We start from the raw sequence: 26,933 nt of genomic DNA, 5'->3' as shown, positions 1-26,933 counted from the left end.
GCCCCGTCGCCGGGGCGTGCGCCGCCGCGGGGTCGGCACGTCCCGTGGCGGACCGGCTCAGACCCCCGTCTCCGCGGCGATCCGCCCCGCGCGGACGGCAGCCACCAGGTCCGTGTGGTCGGCCTCGGTGCGGTCGGCGTAGGCGACGGCGAACGCGGCGACCGCCTCGTCCAGCTCGTCGCTCTTTCCGCAGTACCCGGCGATCAGGCGGGGGTCGGCGCTGTGGCTGTGGGCGCGGGCCAGCAGGGCGCCGGTCATACGGGCGTAGTCGTCGACCTGGTCGGCGGCCAGCGCGGCCGGATCCACGCTGCCCTTGCGGTTGCGGAACTGCCGCACCTGATACGGACGCCCGTCGACCGTGGTCCAGCCCAGCAGGTTGTCGCTTATCACCTGCATCCGCTTCTGGCCCTCGACCACCCGGCGTCCCTCGTGCTCCGGCTCAGGCGCGTCGAAGCCGGCGGCCGGGAGGTGCGGCGTCAGGGCGGAGGGGCGGGCCTCCTTGACCTGGAGGACGAGCGGTTCGCCCCGGTGGTCGAGCAGCAGCACGACGTAGGAGCGGGTGCCGACGCTGCCGGTGCCGACGACGCGGAACGCCACGTCGTGCACCGCGTAGCGGGCGAGGAGGGGGTGGCGGTCGGCCGGGAGCGTGGCGAGGTACTGCTCCAGTGACGCGGCGACGGCGAACGCCTCGGCGTCCGGGACACGGCGCAGCACGGGCGGGGCGTCGACGAAGCGGCGTCCGCCGTCCTCGGTGCGTTCCGTGGACTTGGCGGCGAAGCGGCCGCTGGTGTTGGAGCGGGCCTTCTCGGCGACCCGCTGCAAGGTGCCGACGAGGTCGTGCGCGTCGGTGTGGGAGACCAGTTCCTCGTCCGCGATCGCGTTCCACGCGTCCAGCGCCGGCAGCTTGGCCAGCAGCCGCATGGTGCGGCGGTAGGCGCCCACCGCGTCGTGGGCGGCGGCGCGGCAGACGTCCTCGTCCGCTCCGGCCTCCCGCCCGGCGAGCACGAGGGAGGCGGCGAGCCGTTTGAGGTCCCACTCCCAGGGGCCGTGCACGGTCTCGTCGAAGTCGTTGAGGTCGATGACCAGGCCGCCGCGGGCGTCGCCGTAGAGGCCGAAGTTGGCCGCGTGGGCGTCGCCGCAGATCTGGGCGCCGATACCGGTGACGGGCGTGCGGGCGAGGTCGTGGCCCATGAGGCCGGCGGAGCCGCGCAGGAAGGCGAACGGGGTGGCGGCCATCCGGCCGACGCGGAGGGGCGTCAGCTCGGGCAGCCGGCCGCGGCCGGACTCCTCGACGGCGGTGACGGCGTCGGGCCGGGACGCGTCCAGGTCCAGGGCGGCGTGGACGCTCCGGGGGACCCGTGCGCGCAGCGCCTTGCCCTCGTGCTTGGGCGTGCCTGCGGCGGGCCAGCGGCCGAATCCCGGCACCTGCGGCAGCCGCGGTCCGGTCCCGGCGCCCGCGGCTCCGGACACCCCGGCGTCCCCTGTAACCCCTTCGGCTCGGGCGTCGCTCGTCACGACGGCCTCCCCCCTGCACATGTGTGCATTGCACACCTGCCGACATCGATCGAGCCGACCGTACAGCCGGCGGGCTCATGGGCGGCAGCCCTGTGGACGACGCACAGCCTGTGGAAAACCGAGGACAAGGCCCCTTCCGGTCCGTCCGTCCGACCATGCCCGCCCCCCAGCCTCGAACCGCACCCCGCCCCCGGTCCGGTACGACCGGCATCCACCCCGCTTGCCGCCCCTGCGCACGCAGTCCATTCATGAGATGTTCCTCACACGCGCCACGTCGCACAGTGGCCCGCACGCGGAACGGCCGAGGCTCAGAGGACCGGCTCCCACGCCCGAGGCGAGCGTTGCCCTCCGTGCAGGTAGCCCTCACGTCGCTTCCCGCAGGCGGAGGACCTCCAAGACGCTGACGGTCACAAGGGGCTGACCATCCTCGCCACCCCCGGTGGTGTCGGGAGCGGCAGCCGGTCGGGGTTGTTTCGTTCCTCGGCGTCCGGGGCGGCCTTGCAGGTCACGTCCTTCGCGGGAAGTCTGCCGGTGGTCAGATAGGTGGTGGCCGTCTCGTCGGCGCACGACTTGGTGCCGTAGACGCCGTGTCCGACACCTCCGGCGACCGTGACCATCTTCGAGCCCCTCATGGCGCGGCGCAGGGCCCGGCCGCTGTTCAGCGGCGTCTGGGAATCCCACTCGTTCTGGAGGATCAGCGCGCGCACCTTGTTGGCGATCCTGGTGGCGGGCTCGCTGCCGGTCTTCTTCCAGAAGGCGCAGGGCTTGATGTGGGAGGCGAAGTCGCCGTACAGCGGGTACTTCGCCTTGTCCCGGGTCGCGTCCCTGCGGTACTGCTCCGGATCGCGCGGCCAGGCACGCGAGTCGGCGCAGACGACGGCCCAGAAGCCGGCGTCGCCGTTGTCCTCGGGCACGGTCCGGCCGAAGGGCGGCGCGACGTGCTTGGGCGTCCTGGGTGCCCGGTCGGCGGCCTGAGGACCTCCGGCGGCGGCCTTCTTCAATGCGGCGACCGCTTCGGCGGCGTCGCGCGTGCCGAAGAACATGCCCCGGAAGCCTTGGCGGATGTCGTCGCCGGTCAGCAGCCTGCCGTCGAGGTCGATCGGCTTGCGGTCGGCCGGGCGACCAGGCCGGAGAAGGTCGTGCGGACCGCGTCGGGAGTCCGGCCCAGCATGTAGGTGGCATGCCGCGCGGCGGTCCACTCGGCCCATCGGGTGAAGGCGGGCTCGGCGCCCTCCGCCCGGACCTGGATCATCCCGCGCCAGACCCGGGCCGGGTCGACGGCGCTGCCCAGCACGAAACGGTCGGTGCGTTTCGGGAACATCTGCTTGTAGACGGCTCCGAGGTAGGTGCCGTAGGAGTATCCGAGGTAGGAGATCTTCTTCTCGCCCAGCACGGCGCGGATGACGTCCATGTCCCGGGCGGTGTTGCGGGTGGTGACGTGGCGCAGCTTGTCACCCTGCTTCTTGTCGCACTTCTCGGCGACGGTCCGGGCCCACTTCACGTCCTGGGTGAACGTCTCGGCCTTGTACGGGCGTTCCCAGTTCCGTTCGTCTGCCGTAGTCGAGCGGCACTTAGAGCGTGGCGCACTGGACAGAGGCGGGCAGCTCCGTGTCGCAGCGGTGCCAGGCCGGTTTCTGCTGGAGACAGGGGCGAAGGGGGTTCTCGGCGGCGGATGCGGTGGCGGGCGTCAGCGCGGTCACCAGCGGGGTGCCGGCGCCGACCGCCAGGAACAGGGCTATTCGGCTGTTGCGCACGCGCGTTGGGTCCTTGGGTCGATGCGTAGGAGACGCACCCACCCTGCCGTGCGCGTCGTGCGGATTGATCCCTCCGCAGGGCAGTGTTTCTCCCACCGTGGACGGTCGGGGAGTTGGGACGGACAGTGCTGGAGTCGGACAACCGCGACCAGCCCTTTGCCATCTGCCTCAAGTGGCGCTCCGACATTGAGCACCAGGCCGGGACCGACTGCCCTGCCCCACGGCGAAGACCGTGTTGGCGCCCGTGTGCGCCGCGAGGGAGCTCGGCCACGACGTCGTGAAGGCGGATCGGACCGGTCCTCGGTTCGCACCCTGACCGGTCCGTCCCGCTCGGCACCGGTCTCCCCGCCCCTGGGCAGACGCCAAGCCCTAAGCGGCGAACGGCCCCGCCTACCGCCCACTCGCCGACGCAGGACCAAGCCGCACGGCACATGGCCTGCCAAGGGCCAGGACCACCCAGCGCTGAGACCTTTCTCACAGAGCGTGCCCCGGGAGCTGCTCAAGTAAGACGCACGGAACGAACGCGGACCGCCGACGGCCTCAGCCGCCGACGGTCCGCTTCAGTGTGCCCGGAGACAGACATCACACCGCACAAACAGGAGTGGGCGGCATCGCCATCACGATGCCGCCCACTCCGTCGGTGGAGCTGGAGCACTTTCGTCGGTGCTCCGTTGTGCGCGAGGGGGGAGTTGAACCCCCACGCCCTTTCGGGCACTGGAACCTGAATCCAGCGCGTCTGCCTATTCCGCCACCCGCGCATTGGGTGTGTCTTCCGGTCCTTGCCCCGTGGGGCCTGGCGCCTTCCGACATCGAGAACATTAGCACGCTGGCCGGGGTGGATTCACATCCCATATCCGGGGACCGCCTCCGACCGGCGGCGACGCCGCCACCACCCCCACAGGGCGTCCCGTTGCCGCCCGCCCGGGCCGCCGGCCTGCCGTCCCCGTGCTCCCCACCTGAGCCCGCCGCCGTCCACAGAGGCGAGCCGCACCCGCGTTCATGTCGCGGCCATGACCGCCCCACGTATCAACCTCGTACCGGTGGCGTCCGTCTCCCCAGGAGAGGGACGGAGTCCTCCGCCGGGTGCGGGACACTGGTCTGAGGCCCCCTCTACGATCCATGGCAGAACGACGAGCACCACCACGGCCGGTGAAGTTCGAAGTGGAGCCTCGGAGGGAACGTCGTCAGGCGTCGACACCCGGCGACCGGGCGGACGGGGGGAACCAGCCGATCGGGCGGCGCGTGGATACGATCAGTAAGCAGTACCAGGTAAGCGGTGCACGCAACGGTGCACGGGGCAGTACACAGGACGGCAGTGACGGAGGAGGTGCCCCATGGGAGTCCTGAAGAAATTCGAGCAGCGTCTCGAAGGTCTGGTCAACGGCACCTTCGCCAAGGTGTTCAAGTCCGAGGTCCAGCCCGTGGAGATCGCCGGTGCGCTCCAGCGGGAGTGCGACAACAACGCCACCATCTGGAACCGCGACCGGACCGTCGTGCCCAACGACTTCATCGTGGAACTGAGCACACCGGACTTCGAGCGGCTGAGCCCGTACTCCGGGCAGCTCGGCGACGAGCTCGCGGGCATGGTCCGCGACTACGCCAAGCAGCAGCGCTACACGTTCATGGGTCCGATCAAGGTGCACCTGGAGAAGGCCGAGGACCTCGACACCGGCCTGTACCGGGTGCGCAGCCGCACGCTCGCCTCCTCCGCCAGCCAGGCGGCGGCCCCCGGCGCGGCCGCTCCGCCCCCGCCCGCCGGCCGTCCCGGAGGCTACGGCTACCCGCCGGCCGCCCCCGCGGGCGCCCCGCCCATGCCCGCCGCGCCGCCTCCCGGCCGCCCCGGCGGTTACGGCTACCCGCCGGCCGCGGCCCCCGGCCCGGTGCCCGGCGGACGCACCCGCTACTGGATCGAGATCAACGGCACCCGCCACCAGATCTCCCGCGCCACCCTGGTGATGGGCCGCAGCACCGAGGCCGACGTCCGGATCGACGATCCCGGCGTCTCCCGCCGGCACTGCGAGATCCGGACCGGAACGCCCTCGACGATCCAGGATCTCGGCTCCACCAACGGCATCGTGGTGGACGGGCAGCACACCACCCGCGCTACGCTCCGCGACGGCTCGCGGATCGTCGTGGGCAGCACCACCGTTATCTATAGGCAAGCCGAAGGGTGAAGCGGGGGCAATGTCAGAGCTGACCCTCACGGTCATGCGGCTGGGTTTCCTGGCCGTACTGTGGCTGTTCGTGATCGTGGCCGTGCAGGTCATCCGGAGTGACCTGTTCGGCACTCGCGTCACCCAGCGCGGAGCCCGGCGGGAGGCCGGCCGGCAGCAGGCGAACCGCCAGGCACCGCCGCAGCAGCGCCAGCAGTCCGGCGGCGGCCGCCGCGGCCGCAACACCCCCACCAAGCTGGTCGTGACCGAGGGCACCCTCACCGGCACCACCGTCGCGCTCCAGGGCCAGACCATCACCCTGGGCCGGGCGCACGACAGCACGATCGTGCTGGACGACGACTACGCATCCAGCCGCCATGCCAGGATCTACCCGGACCGCGACGGTCAGTGGATCGTCGAGGACCTGGGCTCCACCAACGGCACCTACCTGGACCGGACCCGGCTGACGACCCCCACACCGATTTCGCTGGGCGCACCGATCCGCATCGGCAAGACCGTCATCGAGCTGCGGAAGTAGTACGAGAATGAGCGAGCGGAGCGAGCACGCGGTGGGGGTCCTCACCCAGGGTCCCGGCGCGCTCCCGACCGGAGGGTGGACAGTGTGGCTCGACACGACCGGCTGTACCCGGAGCCGACGGGCGAGGTGCGCATGAGTCTGTCCCTGCGCTTCGCCGCCGGATCGCACAAGGGCATGATCCGGGAGGGCAACGAGGACTCCGGTTACGCCGGTCCCCGCCTGCTCGCCATCGCCGACGGCATGGGCGGCGCCGCCGCCGGTGAGGTCGCCTCCTCCGAGGCGATCTCCACCATCGTCGCCCTCGACGACGACGTGCCCGGCTCCGACCTGCTCACCTCCCTCGGCACGGCCGTCCAGCGGGCCAACGACCAGCTGCGCATGATGGTCGAGGAGGACCCCCAGCTCGAAGGCATGGGCACCACCCTGACCGCGCTGCTGTGGACCGGCCAGCGCCTGGGCATGGTGCACGTCGGCGACTCCCGCGCCTACCTCCTGCGCGACGGCGTCCTCACCCAGATCACCCAGGACCACACCTGGGTGCAGCGTCTGGTGGACGAGGGCCGGATCACCGAGGAGGAGGCCACCACCCACCCGCAGCGGTCCCTGCTGATGCGGGCCCTGGGCAGCGGCGAACACGTCGAACCCGACCTCTCCATCCGCGAGGTCCGGGCCGGCGACCGCTACCTGATCTGCTCCGACGGCCTGTCCGGCGTGGTCTCCCACCAGACCCTCGAGGAGGCCCTGGCCGGCTACCAGGGCCCCGAGGAGACCGTCCAGAACCTGATCGAGCTGGCGCTGCGCGGCGGCGGGCCCGACAACATCACCGTGATCGTCGCCGACGTGCTCGACCTGGACACCGGGGACACCCTGGCCGGTCAGCTGTCCGACACCCCGGTCGTGGTCGGCGCCGTCGCGGAGAACCAGAACCAGCTGCACGACAACGGCATCATGCAGACGCCCGCGGGCCGTGCCTCCGGCCTCGGGCGACGGCGCGGCGGGGGCGGCGAGTTCGGCCCGCCCGGCAGCGGCGACGTCACCGGTTTCATCCAGACCGACGGCTTCGACTACGGCGACGACGACTTCGTCAAGCCCGCCAAGAACCGCCGGTGGATCAAGAGGTCCGTGTACAGCCTGCTCGCGCTTGCCGTGATCGGCGCCGGCATGTACGGCGGCTGGCGCTGGACGCAGACGCAGTACTACGTCGGCGCCAAGGGCGAGCACGTCGCGCTGTACCGGGGCATCAACCAGGACCTGGCCTGGGTGTCCCTCTCGAAGGTCGAGAAGGACCACCCCGAGATCGAACTCAAGTACCTGCCGCCCTACCAGCGCAAGCAGGTCGAGGCGACGATCGTCGAGGGCGACCTCTACGGCGCGCGGGAGAAGATCGAGGAACTGGCCGTCCAGGCCTCCGCGTGCAAGAAGCAGGCCGAGCGGCGCGCCGCCGACAGCGAGAAGAGCGCGCGCACCGGCGAGGGCGAGGCCGGAGGCACCACGGGAACCACGCCCGCCTCCTTCACGTCCAAGGCATCGCCGTCGCCGAACCCTTCCGACTCGGCGAAGGCCCCTGACCCGGAGCAGTCCACGACCCCGTCCACGACCGCACCCACTACCAGCCCCGGCCCCAGCCTCTCGGAGGAAGAGCAGAAGGTCGTCTCGCTGTGCGGTAAGCAGTAGGCAAGCCGTGAGAGGCCCTGTCACACGATGAGCAGTACTTCCAACCCGTCGACGCAGCACACGTCCACGATCGGTGCCATCGGCGCGCCCAGCCGCCGCAACACCGAGCTGGCGCTGCTGGTGTTCGCCGTCGTCATCCCGGTCTTCGCCTACGCCAACGTGGGTCTCGCCCTCGACGACCAGGTGCCCGCCGGGCTGCTGAGCTACGGCCTGGGCCTCGGTCTGATGGCGGGCCTCGGCCACCTCGCCGTGCGCAAGCTCGCCCCGTACGCGGATCCGCTGCTTCTCCCGCTCGCCACGCTGCTCAACGGCCTGGGACTGGTCGCCATCTGGCGCCTGGACCAGTCCGAGCGCCTCCAGGCCAGCCGGACCTTCGTGGAGGCGGCGCCGCGCCAGCTGATGTACTCGGCGATCGGCGTGGCCTTCTTCGTGGCCGTGCTGTTCTTCCTCAAGGACCACCGCGTCCTGCAGCGCTACACCTACATCTCGATGGCCGGCGCGCTGGTGCTGCTGCTCCTGCCCCTGGTGCCGGGCCTCGGCCACAACGTCTTCGGCGCCAAGATCTGGATCAAGATCCCGGGTCTCGGCACGCTCCAGCCCGGTGAGTTCGCCAAGATCGTCCTGGCGGTGTTCTTCGCGGGCTACCTGATGGTGAAGCGCGACGCGCTGGCGCTCGCCAGCCGCCGCTTCATGGGCCTCTACCTGCCCCGCGGCCGTGACCTCGGCCCGATCATCGTGGTCTGGATCATCTCCATCCTGATCCTGGTCTTCGAGACCGACCTCGGTACCTCGCTGCTGTTCTTCGGCATGTTCGTGATCATGCTGTACGTCGCCACCGAGCGGACCAGCTGGATCGTGTTCGGTCTGCTGATGTCCGCGGTCGGCGCCGTCGGCGTCGCGAGCTTCGAGCCGCACATCCAGACGCGTGTGCAGGCCTGGCTCGACCCGATGCGCGAGTTCGAGCTGAGCCGCGCCGGCGTCCAGGACGGCATCGTCCACTCCGAGCAGGCCATGCAGGCGCTGTGGGCGTTCGGCTCCGGCGGCACGCTCGGCTCCGGCTGGGGCCAGGGCCACTCCGACCTCATCGGCTTCGCCGCCAACTCCGACTTCATCCTCGCCACCTTCGGCGAGGAGCTGGGCCTGGCCGGCGTCATGGCGCTGCTGCTGCTCTACGCGCTGATCGTGGAGCGGGGCGTGCGCACCGCGCTCGCCGCCCGCGACCCGTTCGGCAAGCTGCTCGCCATCGGCCTCTCCGGCGCCTTCGCGCTCCAGGTCTTCGTGGTGGCCGGCGGTGTCATGGGCCTCATCCCGCTGACCGGTATGACGATGCCGTTCCTGGCCTACGGAGGTTCCTCCGTGATCGCCAACTGGGCGCTGATCGGCATCCTGCTGAGGATCAGCGACACCGCCCGCCGTCCGGCGCCCGCACCCGTCTCCAACCCCGACGCCGAGATGACCCAGGTGGTCCGCCCGTGAACAAGCCCCTGCGCCGGGTCGCCATCTTCTGCGGCCTGCTCATGCTCGCCCTGCTCGTCCGGAACAACTGGATCCAGTACGCCCAGGCCGACAAGCTCCGGACGGACGAGAAGAACCGCCGGGTGGCGATCGAGCGGTACGCCACCCCGCGCGGCGACATCATCGTCGACGGCGAGCCCATCACCGGCCACAAGGCCACCGGCGGCGACTTCGCCTACAAGCGGACGTACAAGGACGGCGCCATGTGGGCGCCGGTCACCGGCTACGTCTCCCAGGCCTTCGGCGCCAACCAGCTGGAGTCCATCGAGGACGGCATCCTCACCGGCAACGACGACCGGCTCTTCTTCCGCAACACGCTCGACATGCTGACCGGCAAGAGCAAGCAGGGCGGCAACGTCGTCACCACGCTCAGCGGCGCCGCCCAGAAGGCCGCCTACAACGGCCTGAAGAAGCAGGGCGGCAAGGGCTCCGTCGTCGCCCTGGAGCCGTCCACCGGCAAGATCCTCGCGCTGGCCTCCTACCCGTCGTACGACCCGTCCACGATCGCGGGCAACAGCCTGGAGACGGACGCCAAGGCGTGGGAGAAGCTGCAGAAGAAGAACAACCCGGACGACCCGATGCTGAACCGGGCGCTCCGTGAGGTGTACCCGCCCGGCTCGACCTTCAAGGTCGTCACGGCGGCCGCCGCGCTGGAGCACGGCATGGTCGAGGACGCGGACCAGAAGACCGACACCCCGCTGCCCTACATCATGAAGGGCACCACGACCGAGCTGAAGAACGACGGCGACCTGCCCTGCAAGGACGCCAGCCTCCGCGAGGCGCTCCGCGTCTCCTGCAACACCGTCTTCGGCAAGCTCGGCACCGACCTGGGCAACGACAAGATGCTGGAGACGGCCAAGAAGTTCGGCTTCGGGCAGGAGCACTTCACGCCGGTCCGCACCAGCTCCTCCCTGTTCGACAAGGACATGGAGCCGTCGCAGGTCGCGCTGTCCTCCATCGGCCAGTTCAACACCGCGGCCACCCCGCTGCAGATGGCCATGGTCGCCGCCGCCGTCGCCAACAACGGCACGCTGATGAAGCCGTACATGGTCGACGAACTGCAGACGCCGAGTCTGGACACCGTCGAGAAGACGGACCCGGAGAAGCTGAGCGAGCCGCTCTCTCCGGAGAACGCCCAGATCCTCCAGTCGATGATGGAGACCGTCGTCAACGACGGCACCGGCGGCAACGCCAAGATCGACGGCGTCACGGTCGGCGGCAAGACCGGCACCGCCCAGCACGGCGAGAACAACAGCAAGAACCCGTACGCCTGGTTCATCTCCTACGCCAAGGGCGGCGACGGCAGCGCGCCGGTCGCCGTGGCGGTCGTCATCGAGGACGAGAACGCGGTGCGAGGTGACATCTCCGGTGGCGGCCTCGCGGCTCCGATCGCCAAGAGCGTGATGGAGGCGGTCCTCAAGAGCAAGCAGTGACCCCGGTCACGTCCGCTTCACATCGGTGCACGTTGCGGTACCGGTCCTGTATCGGCTGACGCACTTTGCCAGGGCACAGAAAAAGAGCCGGGTACGGTAGGCCCGGAACGCAGCCTCCGATCGCACAAGGGTGCCGGTCGGGACCGACGGAGAGGGCTGGTAGGTAGCTATGGAAGAGCCGCGTCGCCTCGGCGGCCGGTACGAACTGGGCCAGGTGCTCGGTCGCGGTGGAATGGCGGAGGTCTACCTCGCGCACGACACCCGTCTCGGCCGCACCGTGGCAGTGAAGACGCTCCGCGCCGATCTCGCGCGTGATCCGTCCTTCCAGGCCCGGTTCCGCCGGGAGGCCCAGTCGGCCGCCTCGCTCAACCATCCCGCGATCGTCGCGGTCTACGACACGGGCGAGGACTACATCGACGGGGTCTCCATCCCGTACATCGTCATGGAGTACGTCGACGGCTCCACGCTCCGTGAGCTGCTGCACAGCGGTCGCAAGCTGCTGCCGGAGCGCACGCTGGAGATGACCATCGGCATCCTCCAGGCGCTCGAGTACTCCCACCGGGCCGGCATCGTCCACCGCGACATCAAGCCCGCGAACGTCATGCTGACGCGCAACGGCCAGGTCAAGGTCATGGACTTCGGCATCGCCCGCGCCATGGGCGACTCCGGCATGACGATGACCCAGACCGCCGCCGTCATCGGCACCGCCCAGTACCTCTCCCCTGAGCAGGCCAAGGGCGAGCAGGTCGACGCGCGGTCCGACCTGTACTCCACCGGCTGCCTGTTGTACGAACTCCTCACCGTGCGGCCGCCGTTCGTCGGCGACTCCCCGGTCGCGGTCGCGTACCAGCACGTGCGGGAGGAGCCGCAGCCGCCGAGCGTCTTCGACCCCGAGATCACGCCCGAGATGGACGCGATCGTGCTGAAGGCGCTGACCAAGGACCCCGACTACCGCTACCAGTCGGCCGACGAGATGCGCGCCGACATCGAGGCCTGCCTCGACGGCCAGCCGGTCGCGGCGACCGCCGCCATGGGCGCCGTCGGCTACGGCGGCTACCCGGACGACCAGCCGACGACGGCGCTGCGCTCGGACGCCGGCCCGGGCGGGGGCGCCACCTCGATGCTGCCGCCCATGAACCCGGACGACGGCGGCTACGGCTACGACGAGCGCCAGAGCCGGCGCCGCCCGCAGAAGAAGAACAACACCAGCACGATATTGCTGGTCGTGGCCGGTGTCCTGGTCCTGATCGGCGCCATTCTGATCGGCCGGTGGGCGATCAGCGGCGAAGGCGTGGACAACAGCACCGTCGCGACCCCGAACTTCATCGGCGAGACCAAGGCGAACGCCCAGAAACTCGCCGCCAACAGCGACTTGGAGCTGAGCTTCACGGAGGAGCCCTGCGAAAAGCAGGCCAAGGGCAACATCTGTGAGCAGGACCCGACGGCCGGGACCAAGGTGGAGAAGGGGGACACCGTCAACCTGGTGGTGTCCACCGGTGCGCCGAAGGTCGCGGTGCCGAGCGTGATCGGCGACCAGCTCGAGGACGCCAAGGCCGAACTCGAGGGCGAGAAGTACGGGTTCGTCGTCGAGGTCGAGGAAGAGATCAGCGGCGAGGAACCGGGCACGGTCATCGAACAGAAGCCGGACCTGGGCGAAGAGGTGGAGAAGGGCACCACCGTCACTCTCACGGTCGCGAAGGCCGAGGAGAAGGCCACGGTCCCGGACGTCGTCACCAAGAGCTGTGAGGAGGCCACGGCCCAGATGACGGCGAACAACCTCACCGGCACCTGTGTCCAGGAGGAGACTGACGACCCGAACCTGGTCGACAAGGTCATCCGCACCTCGCCCTCGGCGAACACCGCGGTCTCCAAGGGCACCCAGGTGCAGATCTTCATCGGCAAGGCGAAGGCAGCCGAGAAGGTGGCCGTGCCCAAGGTCAACGGCCAGCGGCTCGAGGACGCCCAGCGCATGCTCTCGGAGGCGGGACTCTCCGTCGCCGGTGTGCAGGGCCCCAACGATCCCAACGCCCGCGTGCTCGGCTCCAACCCGTCCCAGGACAGCCAGGTGGACAAGGGCACAGGAGTGACCCTGTTCACGGTCGGTGGTGGCGGTAACGGCGGCGGCTTCTTCGACTGACCCGCGGGCCCCCGGTCGGCAAGGAGCCCCGGCCCTCTCTTCGGAGGGGACCGGGGCTCCTGCCGTTCCGTTCGGTAGGGAAGCGCTCAGCGCAGCTCCTCCGGAGGAGTCCTGTTCTCGTCCACCTTCTCCTTGCGGACCAGTTCACCCCACACGATGTAGCGGTACTTGCTGGTGTAGACCGGCGTGCAGGTCGTCAGCGTGATGTAGTGGCCGGCCTTCTCGCGGCCGGACTCCGCGGGGACCTTGGCGAGGACGCCGACGTTGTACTTCGAGGTCTCCGGGAGGATGCCGTAGACCTTGTAGACGAACCACGTGTCCTTCGTCTCGAAGACGATCGGGTCGCCCTCCTTGATCCTGTGGATGCCGTGGAACTTGGCGCCGTGGCCGTCACGGTGCGCGGCGAGGGAGAAGTTGCCCTTCTTGCCGGACGTCGGCAGCGTCGCCCTCACGGGGTCCGTGTAGTAGCCGGCCACACCGTCGTTGAGGACCTTCATCGACGTGCCCTTCTCCACGAGGATGTCGTCGCCGCTCATCGTGGGCACGTGCAGGAAGCCGATGCCGTTCTTGCTGTCGTAGACGGCGGGCGCGTCGCGTTCGGCGCCGTCGGACTCCTGCGCCCAGGAGTCGCGGACCTCGTCCGCCTGCCGGTCCGCCGCGCGGTCCGCGACGACGTTCGTCCACCACAGCGAATAGACGACGAACAGGCCGAGCAACACCCCCGCGGTGATGAGCATCTCCCCGAAGAAGCTGATCACCATGGCCACCGGCCCCAGACGGCGGCGCCCCCGGGGAGGCGGGGACGCGTGCGTGTGCTGTGCGGTGTCGTCGGCGGTCGCTGCCACGTTTCCTCTGCCCTTAACTGACGAGCGCATCCGGCTTGCCCTTGCTGCGCGGCCGTTCCTCGACCATCTGACCCCAGACGATCAAGCGGTACTTGCTGGTGAACTCAGGTGTGCACGTGGTCAGCGTGATGTAGCGGCCTGGTCCGGTGAAGCCCGAGTCCTTGGGCACCGGGTCGAGGACGCTGACGTTGCTCGGCGGCGTCACCGGCAGCATCGACGCCGTCTTGTAGACGAAGTACTTGTCCTGCGTCTCCACGACGATCGGATCGCCCGGCTGCAGCCGGTTGATGTACCGGAACGGCTCCCCGTGCGTGTTGCGGTGCCCCGCCAGACCGAAGTTGCCGGTCTTGTCGTACGGCATCGCCGTCTTCAGCGCGCCCTCCGCGTAGTGGCCGACCATGCCCCGGTCGAGCACCTTCTTGCTGTTGATGCCCTCGGCGATCGGCACCACCACGTCCAGCTTCGGTATGTGCAGCAGCGCGAAGCCCTGCCCTGGCTCGAACGCGCCGGGCTTGCGCTCGCCGTTCGCCCAGTCCTGCTGGAGGTCGCTGGCCTCCTTGCCGGCCTGAGCCTGCGCGCGCACGTTCGTCCACCACAGCTGGTAGGTGACGAACAGCAGCATCAGCACGCCGGTGGTGATGAACACCTCGCCGATGGCGCGGCTCGCCATCACCGCCGGGCCGGGCTTGCGCGCCCGCGCCTGGCGGCGCGCCTCGACCCGGGACAGCGGAGCCCGTGGCGCCCCCTCAGAGGCGTTGCCACCTGCTCCTCCGGTCGTCGACCCGTCCCCGGCCTTGTGGGAGCCTCCACGGCGTCCGTGGCGCTTCCTGGCGGCCTTCCTGCGGGCCGCCCGGCCCCCGGTCGGCGGGGGCTCCTCGCGCGTCGTCCGTGGGGGCGGGTCCGGGACGCGCAGCGCGACGGTCTCCTCGTCGATCGGCGGGAGCTGCGCGGTCGCGTCCTGGGCGCCGCCCGCGTAGGGGTCGTGCGTCGCCGCCTGGCCGTACCAGCCGTCCCCGTACGCGCCCGGGACCCCGTACGGCTGCCCGCCGTACGAGGTGCCCTGGTCGCCGGCGCCGTATCCATGGGCGCCGGACTCGCGCTCGGGGCGCAGCGCCGTCACGCCGAGGACCTGCCCACCACCGGGGCGAGCCCCGCCGACCTCGCCACAGCATCCGGGTCGCCGCACTCCGCGAGCCAGTTGGCCAGCATCCGGTGGCCGTGCTCGGTCAGCACCGACTCAGGGTGGAACTGCACCCCCTCCACCGGAAGTTCACGGTGCCTCAGGCCCATCACGATGCCGTCCTCGGTGCGGGCCGTGACCTCCAGCTCGCCCGGCACCGTGGCCGGCTCGGCGGCCAGTGAGTGGTACCGGGTGGCGGTGAACGGGGAGGGCAGTCCGGCGAAGACGCCCTTGCCCTCGTGCGTCACCGGGGAGGTCTTGCCGTGCAGCAGCTCGGGGGCGCGGTCGACGACACCGCCGTACGCCACCTGCATCGACTGCATGCCGAGGCAGACGCCGAAGACGGGCACGCCGGTCGCGGCGCAGTGCCGCACCATGTCCACGCAGACCCCGGCCTCTTCCGGGGTGCCGGGACCCGGGGACAGCAGCACGCCGTCGAATCCGTCCTGGGCGTGCGACGTGGACACCTCGTCGTTGCGCAGGACCTCGCACTCGGCGCCCAGCTGGTACAGGTACTGGACCAGGTTGAAGACGAAGCTGTCGTAGTTGTCGACGACGAGAATGCGCGCGCTCACTGGTTGTCCACCGTCACATCGTTGAAGGGCAGCAGCGGCTCCGCCCACGGGAAGACGTACTGGAAGAGCACGTAGACCACGACGGTGATCAGCACGAGTGAGATGAGTGCCCTCACCCATCCGTTGCCCGGCAGATGCCGCCAGATCCAGCTGTACATGCCGTCCCTTCCGTCGTACCACGGCACCAGACCCACGCCGTACGCCACCAGACTAACGGCGCAACGCCCTCTGTTTCCCGGCCTCCACAGGCTGTGTGACAAGCCGACCGGTCCGCTGTGCGCACCCCTCAGTACGTGCCGCGGGGCCGATCGCCTCGATACCGCGCGCATGTTCCACGTGAAACCGGCCGGGAGGGAGGACGGCGGGTGTCAGTCCACGGGTTCGGCGTAGTGCAGGTCCACCGTGCCGGAGTAGCCGGGCAGGGTGGCGGTCCCCTCGTCCTCGACCTTCCAGCCGAGGCCGTAGACGTTGACGTAGACCATGTAGTTCTGGATCGCCGGCGAGGCGGCGAGCGCCTTCTTCAGCTTCTCCGGGTCCCCGACCGCGGTGATCGTGTACGGCGGGGAGTAGACGCGGCCCTGGAGGATCAGGGTGTTGCCGACACAGCGGACCGCGCTGGTGGAGATCAGCCGCTGGTCCATGACCTGGATGCCCTCGGCGCCGCCCTGCCACATGGCGTTCACCACGGCCTGGAGGTCCTGCTGGTGGATCACCAGATAGTCCGGCTGCGGCTCGGGATAGCCGGGGAGCTTGGCGGTGGCGTCCGGCGGCGCGTCGTTCAGCGTGACGGTGATCGCCTCGCCCTTCAGCTCCTGGGTGCCGGCGTGCTCCTCCAGCGCGGCGAGCCGGGCGTCCTCGGCCTCGGTGCTGCCGTCGTCCCGCTCGGCCAGGGCCTCTATGTCCTCGCGCAACGCGCCGTTCGACTCGTCGAGCTCGGCGTTCTTGCGGCTGCGCTCGTGGATCAGATCGGACAGCTTCAGCAGGGAGGCGTCCGTGCGGATGTTGGTGCCCTTGGCCGTGTCGAAACTGACGAAGAAGAGGAGGCCCGCGAGGGCGAAGATGCCCACGGTGAGCACCCGCACCGGACGCAGACGGCGTGGGCGGGCCGTGGGACTGGATTCCGTCCCCGGGGAGTCGGCAGAATTGCTCAACGTACCCTTATCTCCTTCGGCGCCGTAGAAGCACTACGCTAACGGACGCCCGGGGGAGCACTCAGAGTCCCCTTGTACGCTGCCCCGAGCCCGACCCAGACCCTGCGCGGCCACGCAGCGCATCGACAGGAGAGACCCTCGTGCCGAAGTCACGTATCCGCAAGAAGGCCGACTACACGCCGCCTCCGGCCAAGCAGACGGCCGCGATCAAGCTGACCAACCGCGCCTGGGTCGCGCCGGTGATGCTGGCGCTGTTCCTCATCGGCCTGGCCTGGATCGTCGTCTTCTACGTCACGGACGGCTCGCTGCCCATCGACGCGCTGGGCAACTGGAACATCGTGGTGGGCTTCGGCTTCATCGCCGCCGGGTTCGGCGTTTCCACGCAGTGGAAGTAGCGCCGGACCGGGCTCCGTGCTCGGCTCCGGCCGGCCGCTGAGCCCTGCCCTGCCCGGAGGTGTCCACAGCTCTGGGCAGGGTTATCCCCTGAGTTATCCACAGCCCTTGTCCACATGTGGATAGGCGACCCGATCTGTGGATAACCCCCTTCGAGGTTGACGCCGGTGTGACAGAAACACCACCAACCGAAAATCTGTTCGCATGCAGCGTGACCTGCGGCAACAGCGGTCAGTGACCGAACACGGCACGCTTCTCGCACGATGTGCACAAGATCCGACACCGTCTGTGGACAAACCCCCGGCTCAGGCGAGCTGCGCGGTCCTCATCAGGGTGAGCAGCACGACCACACCCAGCACCAGCGCACAGGTGCCGTACTGCACCAGCGCCCGCCGCTCCCGCGGGGCGTGCACCATCGCGTAGCCGATGACGACACCGGCGACCAGCCCGCCGATGTGGGCCTGCCAGGCGATGCCGGTCCAGCTGAAGGTGATGACGAGGTTGATCGCCAGCAGGGCGATGATCGGCCGCATGTCGTAGCGGAGGCGGCGCATCAGCACGGCCGTCGCGCCGAACAGTCCGAAGACCGCGCCCGACGCGCCGAGCGACGCCGTGCTCCCCCCGGCCAGCAGATACGTCAGGGCGCTGCCCGCCAGACCGGAGATCAGATACAGCGCGAGATAGCGCGCCCGGCCCAGATGCTGTTCCAGCGGTCCGCCCAGCAGCCACAGGCTGAGCATGTTGAAGCCGATGTGCCAGATCTCCTCGTGCGTGAACATCGAGGTCACCAGGCGGTACCACTCGCCGCCCGCCACGCCCTGGGTGGGCGTGAACGGCGCCGGCGGCCAGGCGCCCACCAGGTAGAGATCGGACAGCAGCGACTTCTCGATCATCACGGCGAGGAAGACCGCGGCGTTGATCCCGATGAGGATCTTGGTCACCAGCCGGGGATCCGCGGCGATGGTTCCGCCGGCCAGCGTGCGGGGCATGGAGGCCGACGGCCCGTGCCCCGTGCCCCCGCCGCCACGGACGCACTCCGGGCACTGGAAACCGACCGAGGCCTCGATCATGCACTCCGGGCAGATCGGCCGCTCGCACCGGGTGCAGCGGACGCCGGTCTCGCGGTCCGGGTGGCGATAACAGCCGGGGACGCTCTGGGCGTCCTGCCGGCCGTCGGCGGCCTGGTCGTCCATGAAGATCCCCTAGGTCGTTGGAAAAGCCCCGCCCCGCCCATCCTTACGGATGGGCGGGGCGATTGGTTCCCTTGGAGGCTTTCGCGCCCCGGGGAGCGAAGGGCTCAGCCTTCGCGGATCTCGACCGACTCGATGACCACGTCCTGCACCGGACGGTCGGTGCGCGGGTTGGTCTGCGTCGAGGCGATGCTGTCGACGACCTTCTGGCTGGCGGCGTCGGCGACCTCGCCGAAGATCGTGTGCTTGCGGTTCAGCCAGGCCGTCGGGGAGACCGTGATGAAGAACTGCGAGCCGTTGGTGCCCGGGCCCGCGTTGGCCATCGCCAGCAGGTAGGGCTTGTCGAAGCGCAGGTCCGGGTGGAACTCGTCCCCGAACTGGTAGCCGGGGCCGCCGGTGCCGTTGCCCAGCGGGTCACCGCCCTGGATCATGAAGCCGCTGATCACCCGGTGGAAGACCGTGCCGTCGTAGAGCTTGTCCGTGGTCTTCTGCCCGGTCTGGGGGTGGGTCCACTCCCGCTCGCCCTTGGCGAGCTCGACGAAGTTCTTGACCGTCTGCGGCGCCTGGTCCGGGAAGAGCTGGACCTGGATGTCGCCGTGATTGGTCTTCAGGGTGGCGTAGAGCTGCGTAGCCACGATGTGCCTTCCGTTGTCTTTCCGTGACTCCCTGATCCTCGCACGGACCGGCCGCACAGTCGCCCGGCCTCGGCGCACAGACGCCGTCCGGGACCGCACCGCTTGCGGAAACCGTCACGAGTCCTTCCGCGTCGGGGGCACATCGTGCCGATCCGTGGCATCGTCGGCGACAAGCACCCGTTGCACCGTATTCGCCCTCCTTGCCCTCGATACCGTCGTCGGCCACCGAGGACGGCACCCGTTCGCCCGTCCACGCATGCCGCTCGCCGACCCGGCAGGCATGATCCGGAAAAGGGTGGAAAGTCGAAATACCGTACGCCACCGAGGAGGAGGAACTCGTGACCCGCATCGACAGCGTGCGCGCCGCGACCGGTTCGGCGAAGGACAGCGTGCTGCACGCCGCGGAAGCGGTGGCGCCCTACGCCGACACGGCCAAGGTCAGGGCCGCGCACTACGCACAGGAGGCCCGCGTACGGCTCGCGCCCAAGGTGTCGCAGGCCGCGGATCAGGCACGCGTGGCCGCCGGACAGGCGCGTGTGCAGTACGACGCCCGTGTGCAGCCGTATCTGGAACAGGCGCGGACCCACGTGCCGCCGAAGGTCGACAAGGCCGCCCAGCAGGCCGCCGTCCGCACGCGCCTCGCCGCGCGCCAGGCCGCGGAGTACTCCCGGCCGGTGCTCGAGCAGGCGGTGGCCGCCGCCGGACCCGCGCGGGAGGAGGCCGCGGCCAGGAGTGCGGCCGCGCTCGCCGCTCTGCGGGGCCAGGTCACGGCCCGGCAGATCCAGAAGCTCGTGCGCAAGCAGCAGCGGCGGGCCGCGGCCGGCCGTGCGGCCAAGGCCGTGCTGATCCTGGGCGCCGTGGCAGGAGGCGCCTACGCCGCGTGGAAGTGGTGGGACAAGCAGGCCAACCCCGACTGGCTGGTGGAACCGCCGGCCGCGACGGACGTGTCCGGCTCGACCACCCTGACCTCCGTGGACGGCAGCGACGTGGGGAGCCTGGACCCCGAGGTCGCGGCCAAGGAGGCCGAGGAAGAGGCCGCCAAGCGCGACGAGGAGTGACGGCGGAAACTGGCCGCCAGCACGAGGAACGGCGCGAACGACGCGGCGGGACAGAGGATGTGAGGCCTCTGTCCCGCCGCGTCGTTTCACGTGAAACAAGACCCCTCACACCGCACTTCCGCAGGTGGAGGGGTCTTCTCTGTGGAGCCTAGGGGAGTCGAACCCCTGACATCTGCCATGCAAAGACAGCGCTCTACCAACTGAGCTAAGGCCCCGTAGGGAATGCGTCCACCAGGACGAACAGGTCCCGGCAGGCGTCCGGGACCAGAGTACCGGGTCTCCCCGGGGATTCCGCAAAAAGATTGGGGGTCCCCGTGACCAACCACTCTCCGTAAGATGCGTGGCGTGGTTCGCTCTAGCGAACCCACGGGTCATGGGGAAGCGATGGGGAGACGCAATGGACGCCGCACAGCAGGAAGCCACCGCCAGAGCGCGGGAACTGCAGCGGAATTGGTACGGGGAGCCGTTGGGGGCGCTCTTCCGTAGGCTCATAGACGATCTGGGCCTCAACCAGGCCCGTCTGGCGGGGGTGCTCGGACTGTCCGCTCCGATGCTGTCGCAGCTGATGAGCGGCCAGCGGGCGAAGATCGGCAACCCGGCGGTGGTCCAGCGCGTGCAGCTGCTCCAGGACCTGGCGGGGCAGGTCGCGGACGGCAGCGTCAGCGCGGCCGAGGCGACGGAGCGCATGGAGGAGATCAAGAAGTCCCAGGGGGGTTCCGTCCTCACCAACACCACGCAGACCACGAGCAGTTCAGGTGCTCCCACGGTCAAGCGCGTGGTCCGTGAGATCCAGTCCCTGCTGCGGTCGGTGGCGGCCGCCGGCGACATCCTCGACGCCGCGGACTCCCTCGCGCCCACCCACCCGGAGCTGGCGGAGTTCCTCCGGGTCTACGGCGCCGGCCGTACGGCCGACGCGGTCACGCACTACCAGGCGCACCAGAGCTGATGCACCGCCCGGCGGCCGATGGGGGTTCGGCCGCCGGTGACACGTGGGGGCCGGGGGGACACCGGGACACAGGGGGAGTCGTATCGCGCGTCGTGGGGGAGAGACAGGGGGACACCTCAGGGGGAGGAGCGACGCACAGTCATGGGTGAGGTCTTCGCCGGCCGGTACGAGCTGGTCGACCCGATCGGACGCGGGGGTGTGGGCGCGGTCTGGCGCGCCTGGGACCACCGCCGTCGCCGCTATGTGGCGGCGAAGGTGCTGCTGCAGAGCGACGCCCACTCGCTGCTGCGCTTCGTGCGCGAGCAGGCGCTGCGGATCGACCACCCGCATGTGCTCGCCCCCACCAGCTGGGCCGCCGACGACGACAAGGTCCTGTTCACCATGGACCTGGTGGCCGGCGGTTCCCTGGTGCACCTGGTCGGTGACTACGGTCCGCTGCCGCCCGCGTTCGTCTGCACCCTCCTCGACCAGCTCCTCTCAGGGCTCGCGGCGGTGCACGCGGAGGACGTGGTGCACCGCGACATCAAGCCCGCCAACGTGCTGCTGGAGGCCACCGGCCGGGGCAGGCCGAAGCTCCGGCTGTCGGACTTCGGCATCGCGATGCGGCTGGGCGAGCCCCGGCTGACCGAGACCGACCTGGTCGTCGGCACCCCGGGGTATCTGGCCCCGGAGCAGATGATGGGCGCCGAGCCGGACTTCCCCGCCGACCTCTTCGCCGTGGGTCTGCTCGCCCTGTACCTGCTCGAGGGCGCGAAGCCTGACGCCAAGGCCCTCATCCAGTACTTCGCCGACCAGGGGACGCCGGGTGCGCCGCAGGGCATCCCCGAACCGCTGTGGCAGGTGGTGGCCACCTTGCTGCAGCCCGATCCGGAGGCGCGCTTCCGCACGGCGACGGGGGCACGGAAGGCGCTCGCCGCGGCGGCGGAGCTGCTGCCGGAGCCCGGCCCCGACGACGAGCTGATCGAGATCTTCGACCAACTCGGCCCGCTGCCGCCCGGGTTCGCCGAGGACGGCCCGGAGAAGAGGGCCTCCGGGCTGCGTCCGGCCGCCGGTGGGCCGCCGGTGGGCGAAGGCGGGACAGCGGGGGAGAGCGTCGGGGACGGCGGGGAGTCCGCGCCTCGCCCCGCCTGGAGCACGGCTCCTCCCGACCCACGGCACGGCACGGCCACCCCCGCCACTCCGCCGGCCGCCACGCCGCCCGACGCCGTGCCGCAGCCCGCCGCCCTGTCGGACACCGGCAGTTTCCCCCTGCCGCCGCCGCAGCCCGCCTCGGTCCCCACGCCGCGCTCCCCCGGGCACCTCCCGCAGTACGCAGCCCACCCCCCGTACGGCCACCAGCACCAGGCGCCCGAGGCCTCCCCCTACGAAGCGACCCAGCAACTGCGCTCCCCCCTGCCGCCACCGGCCGTGCGTCCCGACCCCTCCACTGCTGAATACACCGCACGGTCGTCACAGGCTCCGCCTCCGGACACGGTGACCGCACAGCGCACACCGGCCCCCCGCTCCCACCGCCGACGCGGAACCCGTAGGCCCGGTCCTCCGGCGCGGGTCGCCGTCCCTGTGCTGCTGCTGGCTCTCGCGTGCTACGCCGTGGGCTTCTGGGCGCTCACCCGAATCTGACCGCTCCCCCGCATGACGGGTGCCGCACGCCCCACCGACGTCGCACGGACCACCGCGACAGTGTCGACGTCACCGGTTCACTCGGGAAGGGCCGCGCCCCGACGCCGGGCCACCACCGTCCACACCCCGAGCCCCACCACCAGGGCGCTTCCGGTGCCGATGCCACCCGCCGCGAGGACCCGGTACAGGGTCTCGTCGCCCGCGCCGCCGGTCTCGCCCGAGGTCGCACCGCCGTCGACGGTGAAGACGTCCGCCGGCACGGTCCCGCCCGCGTAGTCCGGCCCGTTCCGCGCCGCCCCGCCCAGCCGCACGCGCAGCGTCAGCGGCACGGGCCCGTCGCCGTAGTCCTCGGCGACCTCCGGGGAGAGGTGCGCGACGAGGTAGTAGGCGCCGGCGAACCGCACCGCCGAGACCTGCTGCCCGGAGGCGTACCGGTTCTCGTACGCGACCGGCGGCAAGGGCTTGAGCGCCTTGGATTTCTGGCCCCCGTTGTAACCGACGGACAGGTCCTCGACGTGGCCGCGCACCGGGTTGTAGACGTCCAGAGTGAGCGCGGAGGCGACGTAACGGGAGGCGTCCGTGCCGGAGCTGCCCAGTTCGGCGGTGGCGTGGAGCTGCCGGCCCCAGTCGACGGGAACCTGGTAGAAGAGCGTCTGGCCCGGCCGTACGTCGTCGCGCCACACGCCCTCGCCGAGCCGGGCCGCCTGCGCGAACCCCGCGCCGCCCGAACGGCGTTGGGCGGTTCCCTGGACGGGGGCCGGCGTGGCCGAGTCCCACGCCCCGGGCGCCGCCGTGCCGTCCGGCGTCTTCGTCCCGGGCTCCGACACCGTGTGGAGCTCCAGCTCCCAGGGGTCGGGGGAGGCGCCGCGCGCGTCGGGGGAGGCGCGCTCGACCGTCACGTAGTACGTCCCGGCCTCGGCGCAGAGGCTTCTCCTGGGGGATATCTCCCGCATGGCCCACGCGGCGACCGGATGAGGGCTGCCCGGCGCCCCGAAGATCGCCGTGTCCCCGTCGCAGGAGCGGCCGTCGGCGTCCTCCACGGTCACCTTGACGCCGTCGGCGACGGCAACGCCGGTTCCGGGCGGCGGGACGGCGGTGGCGGAGGCGTACGCGGTCTCGGTGTCGTCCAGTTCCAGGCGGAAGAAGACCTTGGCGTCGGGCGGGAGGGTGCTGCGGTAGGTCCGGCCGGGCTCCAGTTCCACGGCGTCGGCGGTGCTCCCGGCGCCCTCGATCCGGCGCGCGTCCTCGGTGAACGTGTACGTGGGGACGGTGTCCTGTCCGGCGGCCCGGGCGTGCTGTCCCGTGAGAGTGATCCCCAGTCCGAGCACGGCCGCCAGGACCGGACGAGCCACGGCGCCGTACCGTCGCCGTGCCGTCGTACGCCGCGCCGTGCTCTGCCGTCCCCTCACGCGCCCCCCTCGTCGCCGCCGGGTCCCGCTCCGTGCCGCCGCCCATCCTGCACCGGGGACGCGGCCCGCCCACAAGGTCCCGGACGCACAAAACCCCGACCGCAGGGGCGGCCGGGGTCTGCTCAGCGTCGTATGTCGGTACTCACGAACCCGTGGGCACGGAGTCAGTCGCCTCCGTCCACAGATCCTGCTCGGCGCGATCCGCCTGGATCTGGCGGTACACGAGGAGCCCGCCGATGGCGGCCAGTGCGACCAGGAGAAGCTTCTTCACCGCGCGACCTCGTCTTTCCTTGACGTAGGGGACCTCTGGCGCCCGACTATACACACCGGCCGATACCGATCGGTGACCTGCGTCGCCGCCTCCAACTGCAGCCCGAGGCAACCGGATCGACACGACGCGGACGGTCCGATCGGAGGGTGATCACACCCGCACGCACGGTGTTTTCGCTCCGTTTCCTCCCGTAACCGGGGATTTCCTGCCTTCATGCGCCCATCCGAGTGGTGTTCATCTGAACATCCACGCGGCACGGGCGTCGGTCCACCACTTCGAGGCCCTCATACACATCATGAGGAAAGTACGCAAATCGCCCAACCCGAAAGTGAGGGGCCATGGCCAGGAACAAGGTCATGCAGCTGTGGAACGCCGTTGTCACCGCCTTCCTCGCGCTGTGCACGGCGCTCGGTCTCGTCACCACCGCCGCCGCGGCGGCCGTACCCCAGACCCAGAAGACGCGCAACAGCGACAGCGCTCCGAAGACCGAGGCGCCCTCGCCGACGGCCTCCCCGTGGTCCTGGTCCTTGATCAGGGCACTGCCCCCCACGATGAAGCAACGCATCCACGCCGAGGCGCACGGCAAGTCCCCCAGCTGCCGGCACCGGCCCCTCCCGGACACGGCCGAGGAGGACACCGAAGCGGAACAGGACAGTTCCACGGAACGCCGCCCCGAGTCCGAACTGGTCCCCGCGCACTGCTCCCCGGACACGGCGGCCACCCTGCCCGCACCCGCCTCGGCCCGGATCCCCCTGCAGCGCTGAGGCCGCCGCGCCCCGCCGCCCCGCGGACCCGACCCTCCTCGTGCCGTCGCTGCTTCACCGGAGTCCTGGCGAACTTGCGTACAGCACAACGGCACGACACGAGCAGAGAGAACCAAGACCCCGGTCGCCATCCGACCGGGGTCCGGGTCGTGTCCGGACCCGGCGCCCGCACACGGCGGCGTGAGCCTTTGTGAGGCTCACCTGGAACTTCCCACACCTCAGGGCCCTCGACAGGCTCTCAGAGCGGGCCGAGACGCCTCCTCAGCAGGCAGAACACGTTCCCCTCGGGGTCGAGCACATGCCACGTCTCCTCGCCGGTCTGCCCCACGTCGGCCGGCCGCGCCCCGAGCGCCAGGAGACGCTCCAGCTCGGCGTCCTGGTCGCGGTCGGTGGCGTTCACGTCGATGTGCAGCCGTGTCCTCTCCGGCTGCGGCCGCTCCTGCTTGCTGAGGATCAGAGTCGGCCGGGCCCCGCCGAACCCCTCGCGCGGGCCGATCTCGATGTCCTCCCCGTCTCGGTCCGGCTCCACGAAGTCGAGCACCTCGCACCAGAACCGAGCGAGCAGCTCCGGATCGCGGCACTCCAGCACCAGTTCACTGATCCGACTCGCCATGAGGCCCCACCTTCGCATCGGAAGCACGAGCCCGCGACCGTAGCGCCCGGCCCTGCGTCACGCGAGAGGTGCCGAGGCCCAGACGGCGCCGCGCAGGTCGGCGACGACACGGAAGCGCTCCAGGACGACCGGCGTCGTGTCGTCCACGGCGAAGTCCGCGTCGCCCAGAGCCGCGCGCATCTCCGCGCTGCCCCAGAACCGCTCGTGGCCCGCGCGCCACTCGGCCACGCCGGCGTACCCCTCCCCCTCGTCCACCGCGTGAGCGGTGTCCACCCGCGCCAGCGGGACGACACGCACCCCGGTCACCTCGAGGACCGCGACCGGCCGGTCCTCCGAATCGACGAGCACCGAACGGTCCCCGACCGCCGGCAGGGGCTCCCCCTCGCGCTCGTACTCGGCAACGAGTCCGGTCGTGGCGGTCTTGGAGCCGTCCAGGACCGCCGCGACCAGACGGTCGCGCAGCGGGCCGGGGAAGGCGAACTCCGCCTTGGGCAGCTCAGCGACGTCCGCGGCGAGCGACGTGGGGTCGGATGTCATCCGGCGACGGTAACCGCCTGACGCCGACCACGCACGGCAAAAACCCCCGGTCCGAGTGGACCGGGGGTTTCCGTGCTGTGGGGCTAACAGGATTTGAACCTGTGGCCTCATCCTTATCAGGGATGCGCTCTAACCAACTGAGCTATAGCCCCGCCGCGCTGTGCGGGGGTGTGTCCCGCGCGCTGACTCCTGAAGATTAGCGCACGACCGGGGCAGTCCCAAAATCGGTTCCCCGCGGACCGTCAGCGCGGCCCGGGCGCGCCCGGTGAGCTGGTCACTCGTCCTCGGCCAGGGTGAGCTCGACGCCGCCCACGAAACCGGCCGACAGGTTGTAGATGAACGCGCCGAGGGTCGCCAGCGCCGTCGCCAGGATGACGTCGATGACGGCGATGACCGTCGTGAACATCAGAACGTTCGGCAGCGACAGGAACGACTGCAGGTCGAAACCGTTCGAGCCCTCCGAGCCGGTCGCCTCGGAGATCGTGCCGCCGACGGTCGAGAAGACACCCATGGCGTCCATGACCATCCACAGCACTGCGGCCGCGACGATCGTGCAGATGCCGAGGGCGATCGACAGCAGGAAGCTGACCTTCATGACCGACCACGGGTCGGCCTTCGCCACGCGCAGGCGCGCCTTGCGCACGCGCGGGGTGGTGCTGGCGCCCGTCCGGGGACGGCGCACGGCGCCGGTGCGGCCGGCTGCGGCGCCGGCCTGGGCCGGGTAGGCCTGCGGCGGGTGGTACGGACCCGCCTGCTGCTGCGGCTGCCGTTCCCCCGGCAGCGGTGAGGCAGCCTGGGCGCCACCCTGACCGGGTGCGGCCTGCGTGCCTCGGGTGTCCGTCACGGTTCCCCCCTGGGATCCCTGTCTGGTGGACGAGGAGGCGTCGGGGACCGGCGCCTTGATCGCTTTGAGATTGGTCGTGTGCGGGTCTGTCGCCCGCGCGGCGGAGCCACGGCCGCCGCCGTCCGTTCCCGTACTGGTTCCGGCCGGTCCGGCGCCCGTGGCTCCGCTCACGCTGACTCACTC

At 70.5% G+C, this 26,933-nt stretch carries 24 protein-coding genes, 3 tRNA genes and 1 pseudogene; 11 read left to right on the top strand and 17 right to left on the bottom strand.

Features of this window, described 5'->3' with window-relative positions; translation table 11 throughout:
- Nucleotides 1–57 precede the first annotated feature (57 nt).
- The 3 genes and pseudogenes from MTR79_RS33540 to MTR79_RS33530 all read right to left on the bottom strand — a co-directional run bounded on the left by MTR79_RS33540 (nucleotide 58) and on the right by MTR79_RS33530 (nucleotide 4,027).
- Nucleotides 58–1,536: a DUF2252 domain-containing protein gene (locus tag MTR79_RS33540; protein WP_244793001.1), complete on the bottom strand. Its 1,479-nt coding sequence runs from the start codon at nucleotides 1,534–1,536 to the stop codon at nucleotides 58–60.
- A 386-nt stretch (nucleotides 1,537–1,922) separates the two neighbouring features.
- Nucleotides 1,923–3,269 (bottom strand): annotated as a pseudogene (locus MTR79_RS33535) (alpha/beta hydrolase).
- Nucleotides 3,270–3,943: 674 nt separating this feature from the next.
- A tRNA-Leu gene (locus MTR79_RS33530) sits at nucleotides 3,944–4,027 on the bottom strand.
- 576 nt (nucleotides 4,028–4,603) lie between these two features.
- On the opposite strand from MTR79_RS33530, the gene MTR79_RS33525 reads away from it, so the two are divergent.
- The 6 genes from MTR79_RS33525 to pknB all read left to right on the top strand — a co-directional run bounded on the left by MTR79_RS33525 (nucleotide 4,604) and on the right by pknB (nucleotide 12,719).
- Complete coding sequence (locus MTR79_RS33525; protein ID WP_033273222.1) at nucleotides 4,604–5,443, top strand: DUF3662 and FHA domain-containing protein; 840 nt, start codon at nucleotides 4,604–4,606, stop codon at nucleotides 5,441–5,443.
- 10 nt (nucleotides 5,444–5,453) lie between these two features.
- Nucleotides 5,454–5,960 (top strand): FHA domain-containing protein, encoded by a 507-nt coding sequence (locus MTR79_RS33520; protein ID WP_150150814.1) that lies wholly within the window; start codon nucleotides 5,454–5,456, stop codon nucleotides 5,958–5,960.
- Nucleotides 5,961–6,092: 132 nt separating this feature from the next.
- The gene (locus MTR79_RS33515) at nucleotides 6,093–7,634 is read left to right on the top strand and encodes a Stp1/IreP family PP2C-type Ser/Thr phosphatase (protein ID WP_086700930.1); all 1,542 of its coding nucleotides are present in this window, start codon (nucleotides 6,093–6,095) and stop codon (nucleotides 7,632–7,634) included.
- Between the two features lie 27 nt (nucleotides 7,635–7,661).
- A complete protein-coding gene (locus MTR79_RS33510; RefSeq protein WP_048457182.1) occupies nucleotides 7,662–9,110 on the top strand; it encodes an FtsW/RodA/SpoVE family cell cycle protein in 1,449 nt (482 codons plus the stop codon).
- Nucleotides 9,107–10,582: a penicillin-binding protein 2 gene (locus tag MTR79_RS33505; protein WP_086700925.1), complete on the top strand. Its 1,476-nt coding sequence runs from the start codon at nucleotides 9,107–9,109 to the stop codon at nucleotides 10,580–10,582. Before MTR79_RS33510 ends, MTR79_RS33505 begins: the two co-directional genes overlap by 4 nt.
- Before the next feature lie 169 nt (nucleotides 10,583–10,751).
- Entirely contained in the window at nucleotides 10,752–12,719 is a 1,968-nt protein-coding gene (pknB, locus tag MTR79_RS33500) for a Stk1 family PASTA domain-containing Ser/Thr kinase (protein ID WP_244792999.1), read from the top strand.
- An 86-nt stretch (nucleotides 12,720–12,805) separates the two neighbouring features.
- On the opposite strand, the gene MTR79_RS33495 is transcribed toward pknB, so the two are convergent.
- From MTR79_RS33495 to MTR79_RS33475, 5 genes are all read right to left on the bottom strand, one after another.
- Nucleotides 12,806–13,564: a class E sortase gene (locus MTR79_RS33495; RefSeq protein ID WP_244792997.1), complete on the bottom strand. Its 759-nt coding sequence runs from the start codon at nucleotides 13,562–13,564 to the stop codon at nucleotides 12,806–12,808.
- 13 nt (nucleotides 13,565–13,577) lie between these two features.
- Nucleotides 13,578–14,684, bottom strand: coding sequence for a class E sortase (locus MTR79_RS33490; protein ID WP_086700921.1), 1,107 nt, complete (start codon nucleotides 14,682–14,684; stop codon nucleotides 13,578–13,580).
- The gene (locus MTR79_RS33485) at nucleotides 14,681–15,319 is read right to left on the bottom strand and encodes an aminodeoxychorismate/anthranilate synthase component II (protein WP_086700919.1); all 639 of its coding nucleotides are present in this window, start codon (nucleotides 15,317–15,319) and stop codon (nucleotides 14,681–14,683) included. Before MTR79_RS33485 ends, MTR79_RS33490 begins: the two co-directional genes overlap by 4 nt.
- Nucleotides 15,316–15,477 carry a hypothetical protein gene (locus MTR79_RS33480; protein ID WP_156700673.1) on the bottom strand — a complete coding sequence of 54 codons (162 nt, stop codon included), beginning with the start codon at nucleotides 15,475–15,477 and terminating at the stop codon, nucleotides 15,316–15,318. The genes MTR79_RS33485 and MTR79_RS33480 overlap by 4 nt, the downstream gene beginning before the upstream one ends.
- 210 nt (nucleotides 15,478–15,687) lie before the next feature.
- Nucleotides 15,688–16,470, bottom strand: coding sequence for a DUF881 domain-containing protein (locus MTR79_RS33475; RefSeq protein ID WP_086700918.1), 783 nt, complete (start codon nucleotides 16,468–16,470; stop codon nucleotides 15,688–15,690).
- Between the two features lie 140 nt (nucleotides 16,471–16,610).
- Here MTR79_RS33475 and crgA point away from each other — a divergent pair, with 140 nt between their 5' ends.
- Complete coding sequence (gene crgA, locus MTR79_RS33470) at nucleotides 16,611–16,865, top strand: cell division protein CrgA (protein ID WP_024886287.1); 255 nt, start codon at nucleotides 16,611–16,613, stop codon at nucleotides 16,863–16,865.
- A gap of 303 nt (nucleotides 16,866–17,168) precedes the next feature.
- Here crgA and MTR79_RS33465 read toward each other — a convergent pair whose 3' ends face one another.
- The gene (locus MTR79_RS33465) at nucleotides 17,169–18,056 is read right to left on the bottom strand and encodes a rhomboid family intramembrane serine protease (RefSeq protein WP_244792995.1); all 888 of its coding nucleotides are present in this window, start codon (nucleotides 18,054–18,056) and stop codon (nucleotides 17,169–17,171) included.
- A 104-nt stretch (nucleotides 18,057–18,160) separates the two neighbouring features.
- Nucleotides 18,161–18,688 carry a peptidylprolyl isomerase gene (locus MTR79_RS33460; RefSeq protein ID WP_122214322.1) on the bottom strand — a complete coding sequence of 176 codons (528 nt, stop codon included), beginning with the start codon at nucleotides 18,686–18,688 and terminating at the stop codon, nucleotides 18,161–18,163.
- Between the two features lie 338 nt (nucleotides 18,689–19,026).
- Here MTR79_RS33460 and MTR79_RS33455 point away from each other — a divergent pair, with 338 nt between their 5' ends.
- Nucleotides 19,027–19,746: a DUF5324 family protein gene (locus MTR79_RS33455; protein WP_086700913.1), complete on the top strand. Its 720-nt coding sequence runs from the start codon at nucleotides 19,027–19,029 to the stop codon at nucleotides 19,744–19,746.
- 142 nt (nucleotides 19,747–19,888) lie between these two features.
- Here MTR79_RS33455 and MTR79_RS33450 read toward each other — a convergent pair.
- A tRNA-Ala gene (locus tag MTR79_RS33450) sits at nucleotides 19,889–19,961 on the bottom strand.
- Nucleotides 19,962–20,143: 182 nt separating this feature from the next.
- Between MTR79_RS33450 and MTR79_RS33445 the strand changes: the two genes are divergently transcribed.
- A complete protein-coding gene (locus MTR79_RS33445; RefSeq protein ID WP_019526636.1) occupies nucleotides 20,144–20,692 on the top strand; it encodes a DNA-binding protein in 549 nt (182 codons plus the stop codon).
- Nucleotides 20,693–20,833: 141 nt separating this feature from the next.
- Nucleotides 20,834–22,312 (top strand): serine/threonine-protein kinase, encoded by a 1,479-nt coding sequence (locus tag MTR79_RS33440; RefSeq protein ID WP_189363761.1) that lies wholly within the window; start codon nucleotides 20,834–20,836, stop codon nucleotides 22,310–22,312.
- Nucleotides 22,313–22,389: 77 nt separating this feature from the next.
- Here MTR79_RS33440 and MTR79_RS33435 read toward each other — a convergent pair whose 3' ends face one another.
- Both MTR79_RS33435 and MTR79_RS33430 read right to left on the bottom strand, forming a co-directional pair.
- On the bottom strand, nucleotides 22,390–23,664 hold the full coding sequence (locus MTR79_RS33435; RefSeq protein ID WP_244792993.1) for a hypothetical protein: 1,275 nt from the start codon (nucleotides 23,662–23,664) through the stop codon (nucleotides 22,390–22,392).
- Between the two features lie 199 nt (nucleotides 23,665–23,863).
- Nucleotides 23,864–23,992 carry a DLW-39 family protein gene (locus tag MTR79_RS33430; protein WP_003999697.1) on the bottom strand — a complete coding sequence of 43 codons (129 nt, stop codon included), beginning with the start codon at nucleotides 23,990–23,992 and terminating at the stop codon, nucleotides 23,864–23,866.
- A gap of 338 nt (nucleotides 23,993–24,330) precedes the next feature.
- On the opposite strand from MTR79_RS33430, the gene MTR79_RS33425 reads away from it, so the two are divergent.
- On the top strand, nucleotides 24,331–24,756 hold the full coding sequence (locus MTR79_RS33425; RefSeq protein WP_244792991.1) for a DUF6344 domain-containing protein: 426 nt from the start codon (nucleotides 24,331–24,333) through the stop codon (nucleotides 24,754–24,756).
- A 238-nt stretch (nucleotides 24,757–24,994) separates the two neighbouring features.
- Here MTR79_RS33425 and MTR79_RS33420 read toward each other — a convergent pair whose 3' ends face one another.
- From MTR79_RS33420 to MTR79_RS33405, 4 genes are all read right to left on the bottom strand, one after another.
- Nucleotides 24,995–25,369: a VOC family protein gene (locus MTR79_RS33420; RefSeq protein WP_244792989.1), complete on the bottom strand. Its 375-nt coding sequence runs from the start codon at nucleotides 25,367–25,369 to the stop codon at nucleotides 24,995–24,997.
- A gap of 57 nt (nucleotides 25,370–25,426) precedes the next feature.
- Nucleotides 25,427–25,906 carry an ASCH domain-containing protein gene (locus MTR79_RS33415; RefSeq protein WP_189363759.1) on the bottom strand — a complete coding sequence of 160 codons (480 nt, stop codon included), beginning with the start codon at nucleotides 25,904–25,906 and terminating at the stop codon, nucleotides 25,427–25,429.
- 78 nt (nucleotides 25,907–25,984) lie between these two features.
- Nucleotides 25,985–26,058, bottom strand: a tRNA-Ile gene (locus tag MTR79_RS33410).
- Nucleotides 26,059–26,180: 122 nt separating this feature from the next.
- Complete coding sequence (locus MTR79_RS33405) at nucleotides 26,181–26,921, bottom strand: DUF3566 domain-containing protein (RefSeq protein ID WP_086700765.1); 741 nt, start codon at nucleotides 26,919–26,921, stop codon at nucleotides 26,181–26,183.
- Nucleotides 26,922–26,933 lie beyond the last annotated feature (12 nt).

Source organism: Streptomyces sp. BJ20 (genome assembly GCF_022869105.1).
In the GTDB taxonomy this organism is placed as follows: Bacteria; Actinomycetota; Actinomycetes; order Streptomycetales; family Streptomycetaceae; genus Streptomyces; species Streptomyces griseoincarnatus.
The sequence above is the reverse complement of the archived record's forward strand: the minus strand, read 5'-3'. Positions and strand labels throughout refer to the sequence as shown.